This is a genomic window from Massilia sp. CCM 8734, from assembly GCF_011682155.1.
Lineage (GTDB): Bacteria > Pseudomonadota > Gammaproteobacteria > Burkholderiales > Burkholderiaceae_D > Telluria_A > Telluria_A rubra.
In genome coordinates this window covers 108993-124949 of the sequence record NZ_WHJI01000007.1, presented here as the reverse complement: position 1 = coordinate 124949, position 15957 = coordinate 108993, and the positions used below count along the sequence as shown (strand labels likewise).

Annotated in this window: 8 protein-coding genes; all 8 read left to right on the top strand. The window is 70.4% G+C overall.

The features are described from left to right. The first annotated feature begins 35 nt into the window (after positions 1-35). The 8 genes from F2P46_RS09135 to F2P46_RS09100 all read left to right on the top strand — a co-directional run bounded on the left by F2P46_RS09135 (position 36) and on the right by F2P46_RS09100 (position 15940). Entirely contained in the window at positions 36-5666 is a 5631-nt protein-coding gene (locus F2P46_RS09135) for an MG2 domain-containing protein (protein WP_166887841.1), read from the top strand. Further along, positions 5666-7753: a penicillin-binding protein 1C gene (gene pbpC, locus F2P46_RS09130; protein ID WP_166887840.1), complete on the top strand. Its 2088-nt coding sequence runs from the start codon at positions 5666-5668 to the stop codon at positions 7751-7753. The genes F2P46_RS09135 and pbpC overlap by 1 nt, the downstream gene beginning before the upstream one ends. A gap of 119 nt (positions 7754-7872) precedes the next feature. After that, positions 7873-8994 (top strand): AAA family ATPase, encoded by a 1122-nt coding sequence (locus tag F2P46_RS09125; protein ID WP_166887837.1) that lies wholly within the window; start codon positions 7873-7875, stop codon positions 8992-8994. After that, complete coding sequence (locus F2P46_RS09120) at positions 8994-9419, top strand: hypothetical protein (RefSeq protein WP_166887836.1); 426 nt, start codon at positions 8994-8996, stop codon at positions 9417-9419. Before F2P46_RS09125 ends, F2P46_RS09120 begins: the two co-directional genes overlap by 1 nt. Beyond that, entirely contained in the window at positions 9416-10570 is a 1155-nt protein-coding gene (locus tag F2P46_RS09115; RefSeq protein WP_166887834.1) for a hypothetical protein, read from the top strand. The genes F2P46_RS09120 and F2P46_RS09115 overlap by 4 nt, the downstream gene beginning before the upstream one ends. After that, the gene (locus F2P46_RS09110) at positions 10567-12372 is read left to right on the top strand and encodes a hypothetical protein (RefSeq protein WP_166887832.1); all 1806 of its coding nucleotides are present in this window, start codon (positions 10567-10569) and stop codon (positions 12370-12372) included. Before F2P46_RS09115 ends, F2P46_RS09110 begins: the two co-directional genes overlap by 4 nt. After that, entirely contained in the window at positions 12369-14168 is a 1800-nt protein-coding gene (locus tag F2P46_RS09105; protein ID WP_166887830.1) for a hypothetical protein, read from the top strand. The genes F2P46_RS09110 and F2P46_RS09105 overlap by 4 nt, the downstream gene beginning before the upstream one ends. Then, on the top strand, positions 14165-15940 hold the full coding sequence (locus F2P46_RS09100) for a hypothetical protein (protein ID WP_166887828.1): 1776 nt from the start codon (positions 14165-14167) through the stop codon (positions 15938-15940). Before F2P46_RS09105 ends, F2P46_RS09100 begins: the two co-directional genes overlap by 4 nt. The last annotated feature ends 17 nt before the right edge of the window (positions 15941-15957 follow it).

The following is a 15957-nucleotide window of genomic DNA, read 5'->3' as shown; positions in this document are numbered from 1 at the left end:
GTCCAAGCTGGAACACCGCCCTACCTGGAGAACCCATGCGCGCCCCGTCCAAATTCTTGAGTCTGCTTCCCCTGGCTTGCCTGGCGCTGGCCGCGCGGGCGCAGACCACGGTCGAGGCCTTCACGCCCACCGGCACGGTCAAGGCCGTGCGTCAGGTCACGGCGCGCTTTTCGGCCCCCATGGTGGCCTTCGGCGACGCCCGCATGGCCGAGCCGTTCACGATCGATTGCGCGCAGGATGGCAGCGGGCGCTGGCTCGATGCCCGCATCTGGACCTACGACTTCGCGCGCGACGTGGCGCCGGGCGTGCGCTGCAGCTTTACCCTCAAGCCCGAACTGCGCGACCTGGCCGCCCAGCCGCTGGCCGGCACGGCGCGCTTTGCGTTCGATACGGGCGGCCCGAGCGTGCGCGAGAGCACCCCGGGCAACGGCGACAACGTCGACGAGCAGCAGGTGTTTATCCTCGGGCTCGACGCCCCGGCGCGCCCGGCCAGCATCGCCGCCAAGGCCTGGTGCGGGGTGGAAGGCATCAACGAGCGCATCGGCGTGCGGGTGCTGGCCGGGGCCGAACGCGAGCAGGTGCTGGCCGCGCGCCAGGGCTTCGTCGGGCGTTACCTGAAGGAGTACGTCAAGCGCGGCGGCGCCCAGGCCAAGGGCAAGGCCAAGGATGACCCGTCGCTGCCGCTGGCGCTGGTGCAGTGCCAGCGCAAGCTGCCGCCGGGCGCGGCCGTCTCGCTGGTGTGGGGCGCCGGCATCGAAGGCATGGGGGGCGTGGCCTCTGGCGCCGACCAGACGCTGGCGTTTACCACCGGGGCCGATTTTTCCGCCAGCTTCAGCTGCGACTACCTGACCGCCGGCGGCCCGTGCGTGCCGCTGCGGCCGCTGCGCCTGTCCTTCAACGCCCCGGTCCCGCACGAGCAGGCTGAAAAGATCACCCTCACCGACGCCGGCGGCAAGCTGTATGCACCCTACCGTGACAGCAGCGGCGCGCGCGCGGCCCCGGTGAGCAATCTCTACTTCAACGGTCCCTTCCCCGAAAAGAGCGTCCTGAAGCTGGCGCTGCCGCCCGGGCTCAAGAACGAAGATGGGCGGGCGCTGGTCAACCAGCACGAGTTCCCGATGACGATCAAGATGGATGTGCTGCCGCCGCTGATCAAGTTCCCCGCCAAATTCGGCATCATCGAAGCGCGCACCGAGCGCCTGTTGCCGGTCACGGTGCGCAATGTGGAAACGAAGCTGTCGGGCAAACTGCGCAGCGCCGGCGCCATGCTGCGCGTGGACGTGCAGGGCGAACGCCAGGACCTCGACGTCATGGACTGGCTCAAGCGCCTGAACGGCGACGCCGGCAACGAACATCAAAAATCGGTCTTCGCGGCCCTCAAGAGCGGCAAGCCGGACCCGTTCACCTTGCCCGCGCCGGCCGCCGGACGCCCGTTCGAAGTGATCGGCATCCCGCTGCCCAAGGCCGGCTTCTACGTGGTCGAATTCGACAGCCCCAAACTGGGCGTGGCCCTGTTCGACAAAAAAGCAAAGGCCTACGTCAGCGCTGCCGCGCTGGTGACCAACATGGCGGCCCATTTCAAGCATGGCGCCGATTCGTCGCTGGTGTGGGTCACCTCGCTCGACAAGGGCCGTCCCGTGCCCAGGGCGGCGGTGGCGGTGCGCGACTGCGCCGGCAAGCTGCTGTGGCAGGGCACGACCGACGGCGCCGGCGTGGCCCGCATCGACAAGGCGCTGGCGCGCGGCGACTGCCGCCACGGTCCCGGCAGCATGTTCGTCAGCGCCCGCAGCGGGGGCGATTACACCTTCACCTTGTCGGACTGGGATAACGGGATCGAACCGTGGCGCTTCCACCTGCCGTTCAGTCCCGGCGGGAACACCAGCATCGTCGCCACCGTGTTCGACCGCACCTTGCTGCGCGTCGGTGAAACGGTGCACATGAAGCACTTCCTGCGCCGCAGCGGCAGCCGCGGCCTCGAGTTCGACACCACCGGCGCCGAGGCCAAGGCCAGCACCATCACCGTGTTGCACCAGGGCAGCGGCACGTCCTACGAGCTGCCGTTGCGCTGGAACGCCAGCGGCAGCGCCGAAAACGACTGGGTCATTCCCGCCGGCGCCAAACTGGGCGAGTACAGCATCAAGATCGTGGGCCAGTTTTCCGGCACCTTCCGCGTCGAGCAGTTCCGCGTGCCGACCATGAAGGCGCTGCTGAACGGCCCGTCCGCGCCGCTGGTCGGCGCCACCGCGTTCGACTTGGACCTGCAGCTCGGCTACCTGGCCGGCGGCGTGGCCGGCAAGGCGCCGGTCAAGCTGCGCACCCTGACCGAAGAAAAAATACTGTACTTTCCGGGCTACGAGCACTACACCCTGGGCGCGGGCGACGTGCGCGAAGGCGTGCAGGACGACGCGCGTTTCGACGACGACGAGTACAGCGAGGATGACGAAAACGCCCCGGCCGTGACCGACGTGCGCACCCGCGCGCTGGTGCTCGACAAGGCCGGCGGCGCGCGCGTGCACCTCGACCAGTTGCCAACGAGCGAGCGGGCGCGCGACCTGGTGGCCGAACTGTCGTACCAGGACGCCAACGGCGAAACGCTGTCGAGCTCGACCCGCATCGCCCTGTGGCCATCGTCGTACGTGGTCGGCATCAAGGCCGACGACTCGGTCGGCGCCAACGACCGCGCCAGCATCGAGGTGGTGGTGCTGGGCGTGGGCGGCAAGCCGGCGCCCGATGTGGCGGTCGATGTCGACCTGTTCCAGCGCACCAGCTACACGCACCGGCGGCGCCTGATCGGCGGCTTTTACGCGTATGAAAACAGCAGCGAAGTCACGCGCGTGGGCACCGCCTGCCAGGGCCGCAGCGACGCCAAAGGCTTGCTGCGCTGCGAGCTCAGGACCCCGGCGGAAGGTAACCTGATCCTGCGCGCGCGCGCCGTCGACGGCCAGCGGCGCGTCGCCGTCACCCAGCGCGACATCTGGGTGGCCGGCGCCGGCGACTGGTGGTTCCAGGCCGGCGACAACGACCGCATCGACCTGCTGCCGTCGGCCAAGCGCTACGAGCCGGGCCAGGACGCCACCTTCCAGGTGCGAAGCCCGTTCCGCGACGCCACCGCGCTGATCACGGTCGAGCGCGAAGGCATCCTCGACACCTATGTGCGCACGCTTAGCGGCAAGGAGCCGACCTTCACCATCCCCATGCTCGGCAAATACGCGCCCAACGCGTTTGTGTCGGCGCTGGTGGTGCGCGGGCGCGTGGCCGGCGTGCAGCCGACCGCCATGGTCGACCTGGGTAAACCTTCCTACAAACTGGGCATCGCGCCGGTGCAGGTAGGCTGGAGCGCGCATGAATTGAAGGTCAAGGTCAGCACCGACAAACAGGATTACAAGGTGCGCGAGAACGCCAGCGTGACCGTGAAAGTCACGCGCGCCGACGGTTCGCCCGCACCGGCCGGCACCGAAGTGGCGCTGGCGGCGGTCGATGCGGGCCTCTTGGAACTGATGCCGAACCGGAGCTGGCGCCTGTTGAGCGCCATGATGCAGGAACGCGCGCTGCAGGTAAACACCGCGACCGCGCAGATGCAGGTGATCGGCAAGCGCCACTTCGGGCGCAAGGCGGCGGCGCATGGCGGCGGCGGTGGCCAGGGCAGCCGCGAACTGTTCGACACCCTGCTGTTCTGGAAGGCCCGCATCGTGCTCGACGCCAAAGGCGAAGCGCGCGTGCCGGTTGCGCTCAACGACACGCTCACGTCGTTTCACATCGTGGCCGTGGCCAGCGGCGGCAGCGGCATGTTCGGCACCGGCGAAACCGAGATCCGCAGCAGCCAGGACCTGATCGTGCTGCCGGGCTTGCCCGCGCTGGTGCGCGAAGGCGACCGCCTGCGCGCCGGCTTCACCTTGCGTAACACCACCGACGCCGCGCTCACGGTCGATTTCGGCGCCAGCGTGGCGGCCGACGGCGGCGCGCCCAAGGTGCTGGCGCGCCAGAGCCTGGCCCTGGCGCCGGGGCAAGCGCAGGAAGCCGGCTGGGATGTGCAGGTGCCGGCCGGCGCCAGCGCGCTCGCATGGACCATCGACGCGCGCAGCGCCGGCGCCAGCGACAAGCTGCGCATCAGCCAGAAGGTGCTGCCGGCGGTGCCGGTGCGTACCGTGCAGTCGACCCTGGTGCGCATCGAACAGCCGCAAACGATCAAGGTGCAGGCCCCGGCCGGCGCCCTGGCGGGGCAGGGCGGGGTGCGCGCCACCTTGGTCGCCCGTCTTGGCGAAAGCCTGCCCGGCGTGCGCGATTACATGAGCGCCTACCAGTACCGCGGCGTCGAGCAGGATGCGTCGCGCGCCGTGGCCCTGCGCGACGCGGCCCTGTGGGACAAGCTGGCGGCATCCCTGCCGGCGCAGATCGACGCCGATGGCCTGCTCAAGTACTACCCGACCCAGGTCCAGGGCAGCGACAGCCTGACCGCCTACCTGTTGTCGGTCAGCGCCGAAGCCGGCTTCCCGCTCGCCCCCGCACTGAAAGAGCGCATGGAGGGCGGCTTGCGCCAGTTCGTCGAAGGCAAAGTCACGCGCCCGGCGCGCGTGGCCCGCGTCGACACGGCGGTGCGCAAGATCGCCGCGCTGGAAGCGCTGTCGCGCACGCGCCCGGTGGCGCCGGAACTGCTCGAATCGTTCACGATCGAGCCGAACCTGTGGCCCACATCGGCCGTCATCGACTGGTACCTGATCCTGCAACGCAGCCCGGCGCTGGCGCAGCGCGACGCCCAACTGGCGCAGGTGCGGCAAGTGCTGCGCGCGCGCCTGAACCTGCAGGGCGCGGGCCTGTCCTTTTCCACCGAGGCGAACGACAACTGGTGGTGGCTCATGGCCTCGCCCGACACCAATGCCAACCGCCTGCTGCTGGCCGTGATCGACGACGCCGCCTGGCAGGAAGACATGGGGCGCCTGGCGCGCGGCATGCTGGGCCGCCAGCAAAAAGGACGCTGGGGCTCGACCCTGGCCAACGCCTGGGGCGTGCTGGCGCTGGACAAATTCTCGCGCAAGTTCGAACGCGAGGCGGTCACCGGCAGCAGCAGTGCGGGTCTTGGCAACACGGTCAAGGAAACCAACTGGAATGCGCGCGGCGTCTCGGTGATCAACCACCCGTGGGGCGTGGGCCAGCAAGACCTGGTCCTCTCGCACAACGGCGGCGGCAAGCCGTGGGCCATCGTGCAAAGCCTGGCCGCGCTCGAACTCAAGGCGCCGCTGTCGAACGGCTACAAGATCGTCAAGACCATCACGCCGATCGAACAGAAGGTCAAGGGCGCGTGGTCGCGCGGCGATACGTATCGCGTGCGGCTCGACCTGGAAGCGCAAACCGACATGACCTGGGTCGCGCTGGACGACCCGATTCCGGCCAGCGCCACCTTGCTCGGCAACGGCTTGGGGCGCGACGCCATCACCTTGCCCGGCGCCGAAGGCCAGGGCGGCGGCTTGCGGCCGGTATTCGAGGAGCGCACCTTCGAGGCCTTCCGCGCGTATTACGACTTCGTCCCCAAAGGTAAATGGCGCATCGACTACACCGTGCGCCTGAATAACCAGGGCCGCTTCAACCTGCCGCCAACCCGCGTCGAAGCGCTGTACAGCCCCGAGTTGTCGGGCGAGCTGCCGAATGCGGCGCTGGAAGTGGGGCGCTGATGCGCCGCCTTGCCGCAGCGCTGGTGCTGGCGTTGGCCGCGCCGGCATACGCCGTGCCCACGCCCGAGCAGGTCAGGGCGGCTTACCGCGCGTCGGACGCGCAACTGCTCGACCGCCACGGCGTGCCGATCGATTCGCTGCGGATCGACATGGCGGTGCGGCGCGCCCAATGGGTGGGGCTGGCCGACATTTCGCCGGCCATGCGCCTGGCGCTGGTGCGGGCCGAAGACCGGCGCTTCATGCAGCACGACGGCGTGGACGTGGGCGCGCTCGGCAAGGCCGCCTGGGACAACCTGCTGCGCACCCGCGCGCGCGGCGCCTCGACCATCACCATGCAGCTCGCGGCGCTGGTCGACGAGCGCCTGCGCGCCGGCGCGGGCGGGCGCAGCTGGGGCCAGAAATGGGATCAGGCCAGCGCCGCGCGTGAACTCGAAGCCGGTTGGAGCAAGGCCCAGATCATGGAGGCCTACCTGAACCTGGTGCCGTTTCGCGGCGAGCTGCAAGGCATCGGCGCGGCCTCGCAGGGCCTGTTCGGCAAGGCGCCGTCGGGATTGAACCAGGCCGAATCGGCGATCCTGGCCAGCCTGCTGCGCGCGCCCTCGGCGGCGCCGCGCATGGTGGCGCAGCGCGCCTGCGCACTGGCCAGGGAGATCAACCCGGCGGCCAGGTGCGCCGGCATCGAGTGGGACGTGGCGGCCGCCTTGAGCCGGCCGGCCGCCGCCGCCGCGCCAACGCAGGCGCCGCACGTGGCCCAGCGCTTGCTCAAAGGCGGCGCGCGCCAGGTGCGCAGCACGCTCGACGCGGGCATCCAGCGCGACGCTGTCGACACCTTGCACGCCCACCTGGCCGCCCTGCGCGAGCGCAACGTGACCCAGGGCGCGCTGGTGGCCATCGATAACGACAGCGGCGAGATCGTCGCCTACGTCGCCAACGGCGGCGCCAGCGAGGTCGATGGCGTGCTGGCGCTGCGCCAGGCCGGCTCCACCCTGAAACCGTTCCTGTACCAGCTGGCGATGGAGCGCGGCTGGATCACGGCCGCCTCGCCGCAGGACGATTCGCCGTTGGAGATCGCCACCGCCGCCGGTCCCTACGTGCCGCAGAATTACGATCGCCAGTTCAAGGGCTGGGTCAGTACCCGCACCAGCCTGGCCAGTTCGCTCAACGTGCCGGCGGTGCGCATGCTGCAGTTGACGGGCCTGGAGCGCTTTCATGCGCGCCTGCGCGCGCTCGGCATGGACAGCCTGTCCGAGCCGGCCGCGTTTTACGGCTATTCGCTGGCGCTCGGCTCGGGCGACGTTTCGCTGCTGGAGCTGGCCAACGCCTACCGCACGCTCGCCAATGGCGGCCTGCATGGCAGCGTCACCTTGCAGCCGCGCGCCGCGCAGGCGAAGAGTCGCGTGCTCGATGCGAAGACTGCCTTCATCGTCGGCGACATCTTGTCGGACCGGGCCGCGCGCAGCCTCACCTTCGGCCTGCGCAACGAACTGGCCACCGCATTCTGGAGCGCGGTCAAGACCGGCACCAGCAAGGACATGCGCGACAACTGGTGCGTCGGCTACTCCGAAAAATACACGGTGGCGGTCTGGGTCGGCAATTTCGACGGCAGTCCGATGTGGGATGTGTCGGGCGTGACCGGCGCCGCGCCGGTCTGGCGCGATGTGATGGAGCGCCTGCACCGCGCGCTGCCCAGCCGCGCGCCGGCCGCGCCGCCAGGGCTGGTGCAGCAAACGGTCAGCTACCAGCCGGCCCTGGAAGCGCCGCGCCGCGAATGGTTCGTGCGCGGTACCGAGAGCGCGCAGGTGACCTTGCTGGGCACGGAGAAGCGCCGCGCGGCCATCCTGTATCCTGGCCCGGACGGCGTGATCGCGCTTGACCCGGATATTCCGGCCGGTCGCGAGCGGGTGGTGTTCCGCGCCCAAGGCGCGCAGGGTCTTTCGTGGCGCCTCGACGGGGTGGCGCTGGGCGCGGGCGCGGCCAGCCACGCCTGGCAACCGGTCGCCGGCGAGCACGAACTGGCGCTGGTCGATGCCGGCGACAAGGTGGTCGCGGCGACCCGCTTCAGCGTGCGCGGCAGCAAGGCGAATTAGTGCTGTAATACAACAATCCAGACGTATTCTGTTTGATATAATTACAATTCTTAAACCCTGGCAATAAAAGTTCCTGCAGCACCGACGCGTGCACGAGCCCAGCCGCACCGCACACGCCCATGAATACCCCAGTCAAGCAAGCCGCAGCGACCCTGCGCGACGCCATCCGCGAAGCCGCCGATGGCCTGATCAACCGCGACCACCTGGCCGAACTGATGATCCTCGGCGCCGTGGCGCAGGAACACCTGCTGGTCATCGGCCCGCCCGGCACCGCCAAGAGCGCCGTGGTGCGGCGCGTGGCGCAAAGCCTGGGCGGGCGCTATTTCGAGTATCTGCTGGGACGCTTTACCGAGCCGTCCGAACTGTTCGGCGCGGTCAACCTGGGCAAGCTGCGCGACGGGCTGGTCGAAACCGACGTCGGCGGCATGCTGCCGGAAGCCGACATCGCCTTTCTCGACGAAGTTTTCCTCGGTTCGACCGCGATCCTCAACACGCTGCTGGGCATTCTCAACGAGCGCCAGTTCCGCCGCGGCCACACGCATATCGCCTGTCCGCTGCGCCTGTGCGTGGCCGCCTCCAACGCGCTGCCCGACGACGACAGCCTGGCCGCGTTCGCCGACCGCTTTTTGCTGCACGTGTTCGTCGAGGCGGTGCCCGACGCGCGCCTCGAAGACTTGCTGGCCGGCGGCTGGGCGGTCGGCCAGCGCGCCATCACGCCGCGCGCCGACATGGCCACGCTCGACGCCCTGCACCGCGCGGTGCCGCTGGTGGACATGCAGCCCGTTCGCGCCGACCTGGCGCAGGCGGTGCGCAAGCTGCGCGGGGCGCAGATCATCCTGTCGGACCGGCGCATCGTCAAGGCCCAGCAACTGATCGCGGCGGCCGCGGTGCTGGCCGGGCGCAGCGTCGCCACCCGCGCCGACCTGTGGCCGCTGGTGTACGTGGTGACCAGCGCCGCCGGCCAGCAAAGCGCGCGCGAAACCCTGCGCGAGCTATTGGCCGAGGCGCGCCATCCGCTCCTGCACGCGGTGGTCGAAACGGCCGTGCAGCAGCCGCTGGCGCGCATTGCGCGCCTGGCCGAAAGCGCCGACCAGTTGCTGGGCGGCGCCCGTGGCGACGCCTTCCGGGGCGCGGCCGAATCCCTGCTGCGCGAAATCGACGCCAACTTCGGCAAGGACAACCTGCCGCCGGAACTGTCGGCGCGCCGCGCGCAGCTGGTGGTGGCCGTGCAGGGCGCGTAATGAGCCCGCTGGGATGGATGGCGCGCCCCGCCGGCAGCGCGCCGGAAGCGCGCGGGCAAGTCTCGCAAGGCGCCGCGATGCGCCAGGTACTGGCGCGCCTGGCGCGCTGCGATGACGAGGCACTGGCCGCGCTGACGGCGGTGGCCACGCGCGACATGCTGGTGCTGCTCGGGCGCGCCGCCGCGCTGCCGTGGGTCGACGGCGCGCGCTACTGCGCCCCGGACCCGCTCCAGCGCATGCTGTGGCTGCCCACCGACGTTGCGCCGCAACTGCCGCTCGACCTGGTGCTGGCCAACCTGGCGGGGCGTGGCGCGCACGTGCCTTTCCTGCTGTGGGACGCGCCTGAACAAGTGCTCGATATCGGCCACGCGCATCCGCTCACGCGCGCCCATCTGGCATGGCTCAGGGGTGAGCTGCAGCCATGATGCGCTGGCTGCGCACGAAGCTGTCGCGGCAACTGGCGCCACCGAGCGCCGCGCCGGTGTTTTCGCCGGCCGAACCGGGCGCGGGACTGGCGCGCGATCCGCGCATGCCGGTTCGGACGCGCCGGTACGGCCCGGTCCCCAGCGTCGGCGATACCGTCTTGCTGACCGATGAGCCGCGCTTCGCCCTGTGCGGCGACTGGCTGGTCGCGCCCAGGCCCGATGGCGGCAGCGTGCTGCACGCGGTGGCGAACTCCGTGCTCGGCCAGCCCGGCAAGCAGCGCCGCTACCGGGCCACGCCGCACCTGGCGGAACTCGGCGTGGTCCTGTTCGGCAAGGTGCTGGCGCGCGTGGTGAGCAATGGCGCGCAGCTGACCTTCGTGCGTTTTCCCGGCATGGACTGCGGCCAGCCGCGCAGCGTGCCGCTGCCCCCGGCGCAGCAGTTCCGCGCGCCGTCGGACCAGGGCCGCTGGCTGCCAACGTTCTTCCTGATCGATCACTCTCCCACCGGCGCCGGCGCGCGGGTGCTGATGCTCGACCAGGAGCGCAAGCTGGTGTGCTGGACCGCCTATGGGCACAAGCAAGGGGCGGGCATGCGTTTCGATGAGGTGGCCGACCAGGTGGTGGGCGCGTCGCAAACCCGGAAGTTGCTGATCTACGCCCGCAGCGATGGACAGCGCACCACCATCCATACCCTGGCGGCAAAGGCGCAACAGCCAACCATGATCGCCCCGTTCGACGTCGATGCCACGCAGGTGCTGTTCGGCCATGCGCACTTGCCCTGGCTGTACGCCATGCGCATTGACGACACGACATGGCAGATGGTTGACCACAATGCCAGGCTGCCCATCCGGATCCGGATTGCCGAAGGCGCCAGGGTGATCGCTGTCTTGCATGGCGGCTTGCTGATGGGCAGAAGGCAGGCGGCGTCCTTGCTGGTGATCGGTGCGCAGCGGCGCACGCTGGAACTGCATTGGAATGACCAGAACCGTGTACTGGTGCGCAGCGACGTGCCGATTGCCCAGGCCGTGCTCGATGCGTCGGGCCGGCGCCTGTGCTGGCTGACCGACCGCAACGCATTGAGCGTCATCGACCTCTCTGGCGGCGGCACGCTGTTGGCAGTCGCACCGGCGCCGGACCGGGAAGCTGTATGAAGCTGCCCGCGCAACTGGCGCCGTGGAGCGCCTGGCTGGCGCTGCTGCCTGCGCATCTGGCCGCGCCGCTCGGCCAGATGCTGCTGCGCCTGCAGCCGCTGGTAGGCCGCATGGCGGGCGTGGCCGCCTGTCCGGATACGATTCCGGCCGGCGCCGGCAGCATTGCGCGGCGCGGCCAGTACCAGCATCTCTTATTGAGCGAATGGGCGGTGCTGGACGCCGCGCCGGATGAATTCATCCGCCGCGCGGCGGCCAACGAACTGCTGTTTTCGGCGCCCGAACCGCAAGTGCAGCGCCGTGCGCACATCTGCGTGGCGCTGTTCGACGCCGGCCCGGCGCAGCTGGGCGAACCGCGCCTGGCGCAGCTCGCGCTGTTCATCCTGCTGGCGCGCCGTGCGCAGGACGGCGCGGCCGACTTCAAGTGGGGCATCCTGCAGGAGCCGCACCGGCTGCACGACAACAGCGGGCGCGACGCGCTGCGCTCCCTGCTGGCCGCGCGCACGCTCGAGCGCGTGGGCGCGCAGCACCTGGACGACTGGAATTGGGCCCTGGCCGGAATCGAGGACGAGGCCGAGGTGTGGCAAGTGGGCGCGCCCGGCGCCGACGCCACCGGGCGCGCCAGCGCCCACGCCACCATTGGACAGTCGCTGTTCGACTCTAGCCTGGAGGTGACCATCACGCAGGGACGGCAGACGCGCCGCCTGCAGCTGGAACTGCCCGCTCCGCAGGTCGGCGCGGCCCTGCTGCGCGATCCGTTCAAGCCGCCGGCGCCGCCCAGGCCGCGCACCGAGATCGGCGCGGGCGACACCGTCTCGCTGCTGTATGCGCCGCGCTTCGCCGTCAGCGGCGACTGGATCGTCGCGGCCAGGCAGGCCGGCGGCAGCGTGCTGCACGCCGTGCCCAACTCGGTGTACGCCAAGACCGGCAAGCCGCGCCGCTACCACCCGACGCCGGATGCGACCGAACTGGGCGTGGTCCTGTTCGGCAAGATGCTGGCGCGCGTGGTCAGCAACGGCACGCACCTGACGTTCATGCGTTTTCCGTCCATGGTATTGGGCCCGCCGCGCAGCGTGCCGCACCCGCCGCTGGCGCACTTCCGGGCGCCACCAGGGCTCGATCGCTGGTTGCCGACGTTTTTCCTGATCGACCATTCCCCCACCGGCGTCGGTGCGCGCGTGTTCATGATCGATGTCGACAATCAGCTGGTGTGCTGGAGCACCGGCATCGCGCATTCCATGCATGAGGTGCGTTTCGACCCGCTGACCGACAAGGTGGTGGGCGCCATCCAGACCGACAACATGCTGCTGTACGCCCGCAGCGATGGCAAGCACACTACGATTCATTCGCTGGCGGCGAAGGCCGCGCAGGCGGAGACAATCGGCGAGTATGAGTTTGCCGTGCTGCAGGTGCGCTTCGGCGGCACGCAGGACGGCTGGCTGTATGCCATGCAGCTCAGTGTGGGGGAATGGCGGCTGATCGACCGCAAGGCCACCCGGCACACCCGGATCCTGGTGCCGCACGGCGCCAAGGTGATTGGCGTCACGCGTGCCGTGCATCAGACCGGACACGGGCCGGCCTTGCTGGTGCTCGCGGCGGACCGGCTCACGCTGGAACTGTTTTCAAAAGGTGACAAGCGGGTGGTCGTGCGCAGCGAGGCGCCGATCGCCCAGGCGACGCTCGATCCGTCGAGCGACCGGCTGTGCTGGCTGACCGGCGCGCACGAACTATGCGTCAAGAACGTGTACCACAGCGGCCCGCCGCTGTTGCGGGTGGGGCCGGCGCACCAAGCGGGCGGCGCATGAAGCTGCCCGCGCAACTGGCGCCGTGGCGCGCCTGGCTGGCGCTGCTGCCGGCGGAACTGGCCGTGCCGCTGGGCGCCATGCTGCTGCGCCTGCAACCGCTGGTGGGCCGCATGGCGGGCGTGGCGCCGGCGCCGGACAGCACGCTGGTCGGGGCGGGCGGCATTGCCCGGCGCGGCCCCTACCATCGGCTGCTCCTGAGCGAATGGGCGGTGCTGGACGGCGCGCCTGATGAATTCTTGCGCCGCGCGGCCGCCGGCGAACTGCTGTTTTCGGCGCCCGAGCCGCAAGTGCAGCGCCGTGGACGCACCTGCGTGGCGCTGTTCGACGCCGGCCCGGAGCAACTGGGCGAACCGCGCCTGGCGCAACTGGCGCTGTTCATCCTGCTGGCGCGCCGTGCGCAGGATGGCGCGGCCGATTTCAAATGGGGCATCCTGCAGCGGCCGGACCGGCTGCACGCCAACAGCGGGCGCGATGCGCTGCGCTCCCTGATGGGCGCGCGCACGCTCGAACGCGTCCGCGCGCAGCACCTGGACGGCTGGAATGCGGTCCTGGCCGGGCTTGGGCTGGGGGACGAGGCCGAGGTGTGGCAAGTGGGCGCCCCCGGCGCCGTCGCCACCGCGCGCGCCAGCGCCCACGCCGCCATCGGACAGTCGCTGTTCGACGCCAGCCTGGAGGTGGCCATCACGCAGGCACGGCAGACGCGCCGCTTGCAGCTGGAGCTGCCCGCGCCGCAGGTCGGCGCGGGCCTGCTGCGCGATCCGTTCAAGCCGCCGCCGCCCAAGCTGCGCAGCGACGTGAGCGCGGGCGACACCGCCTCGCTGCTGTTTGCGCCGCGCTTCGCCGTCAGCGGCGACTGGATCGTCGCGGGCAGGCAGGCCGGCGGCAGCGTGCTGCACGCCGTGCCCACCTCGGCATCCATCGAGCCGGCCCAGCCGCGCCGTTCCCATCCGACCCCGCATGCGAGCGAACTGGGCGTGGTTCTGTTCGGCAAAGTGCTGGCGCGCGTGGTCAGCAGCGGTACGGAGCTGACGCTCATGCGTTTTCCGGGCCAGGCATTCGGCCCGCCGCGCAGCGTGCCGCAGCCGCCGCCGGAGCACTTCCACGCGCCGCCGGGTGAGAACCGCTGGCTGCCGACGTTTTTCCTGAGCGACCGTTCTCCCAAGGGAATCGGCGCGCGCGTGTTCATGATCGATCTCGCCGGCCAATTGGTGTGCTGGAGCGCCGGCAACGAGAAGCATGCGCCGGATGTGCGTTTCGATGCGCTGGCCGACAAGGTGGTGGGCGCCACCCAGAGCGCCAACACGCTGCTGTACGCCCGCAGCGACGGCAAGCGCACCACGATCCATTCCTTGAAGGCCAGGACCGTCGAGCCGGAAACAATCGGCGAATTCGCGTTCGCGGCGCTGCAGGTGCGCTTCAGCAGCACGCCGGAAGGCTGGCTGTACGCGGTGCAGATGAACGTTGGAGAATGGCGGCTGATCGCCCCCAATTGCGACCGGCGCACCCGGATCCTGGTGCCGCACGACGCCACAGTGATCGGCGTCACGCGTGGCCGGCCTTACGGTCCGGCCCTGGTGGTGCTCGCCGCCGACCGGCTCACCCTGGAGCTGTTTTCAAAAAGCGACAAGCGGGTGATCGTGCGCAGCGAGGCGCCGATCGCCCAGGCGACGCTCGATCCGTCAAGCGACCGGCTGTGCTGGCTCACCGGCACGCACGAATTATGCGTCATGAACTTGCACGACAGCGGCCCGCCGCTGTTGCGGGTGGGGCCGGCTCAGGCAGCGGAGGGCGCATGAAGCTGCCCGCGCAACTGGCGCCGTGGCGCGCCTGGCTGGCGCTGCTGCCGGCGGAACTGGCCGCGCCGCTGGGCGCCATGCTGCTGCGCCTGCAGCCGCTGGTGGGCCGCATGGCTGGCTCGGCGCCGGCGCCGGAGAGCACACCGGTCGGGGTGGGCGGCATTGCCCGGCGCGGCCCCTACCATCGCCTGCTCCTGAGCGAATGGGCGGTGCTGGACGCCGCGCCCGATGAATTCTTGCGCCGCGCCGCCGCCGGCGAACTGCTGTTTTCGGCGCCCGAGCCGCGCGTGCAGCGCCGCGCGCGCAGCTGCGTGGCGCTGTTCGACGCCGGTCCGGCGCAACTGGGCGAGCCGCGCCTGGTGCACCTGGCGCTGTTCATCCTGCTGGCGCGCCGCGCGCACGAGGAAGGCGCCAGCTTCCGTTGGGGCATCTTGCAAACGCCCGGCGCGCTCGATGCCGGATGCGGCCAGCAGGCGCTGATGCGCCTGATAAACGCGCGCACGGCGCTGCGTGCTGGCACCGCCGCGCGCGACGGCTGGAATGACGAACTGGCCGGACTCGATCCGCATGCCGAGGTATGGCAGGTGGGCGCGCCCGACGCCGTGGCGCTGCGGCGCGAAAGCGCGCGCGCCGGCATCGTCCAGCCGCTGCTCGGGGATGGCCTGCAAGTGAGCATCGCGCAGCGGGGCAGGGCGCGCGAGCTGACGCTGGACCTGCCGGCGCCAGCCAGCGCGGTGCGCCTGTTGCGCTATCCGGCCGGCGAGCCGGCCAAGCCGGCGCGCAACCGCATGGGCGGGCGCAATACGCCCTCGCTCAAACATGCGCCGCGCTTTGCGTGCTACCAGGAGCGCGTGGTCACCGGCCGGCCGGACGGTGGCACGCTCAGTTTTTCTTATCTGGACGCGTACGCCAGCATGCCGCCGGCGCCGCGGCGCCAGCGCGTGCCGAAACGCGGCAGCGTGCTGGGCATCTGGCCGCTGGGCGACAGGGTGGCCGACGTGGCCGCGTGCGGCGAGAAGCTGATGTTCCGGTATTTCGGCGGGGTGTTCGAACGCTGCGAATGCGCGCGCCCGCCAGCAAGGCGGTTCGCGGCGGCGCGCGGCTTGGGGCGCTGGCTGCCGATTTTCTTCCTGCGCAAGACCGACTATGACCAGGTCTTGATGATCGATAGCGCCGCGCGCCTGGTGCGCTGGCGCGCGCGCCATGACGGCGCTGGCGCGACCAGCTTCGAGCTGCTGGCCGGCGGCGTGGTCGGCGCGGTCCAGAGCCAGAACCGGCTGCTGTACGCCAGCGTGGCGGACGGCTTGACCAGATTGCATCGTTACGAGTCCGCCGCGCCGGAGCCGGTCGACGACCTGGTGTTCGAGTGGCCGGTCCTGCGCGTGCTGTACGGCGAAGTGAACAGCCTCGCCCCGGAGCACATGCTGGCCCTGCAAACCAGCGACACCGAATGGCTGCTGGTGCATGGACGCGCCTCGCGCACGCTGGTGATCGGCGACGGCGCCACGGTGATCGGGGTGGCCCGCCTGGCGCCCGACAGCGCCGAGCTGGCGCTGCTGGTGATCAATCCCGACCGCTGCACGGTGGAGCTGCGCGGCGCGACGCAGCGGCGCACGATCGTGCATGCGCATTTTCCGATCGCCCACCTGACGCTCGATCCGTCCAGCCAGATCATGAGCTGGCTGCTGACCAGCCACGAACTGTTCGTGCGCCGGCTGCACAGCGAACTGGCGCTGCTGCATTACACGCCGCCGGCGCACGTGTACCCATGAGTGCGCGCGTGCATGAC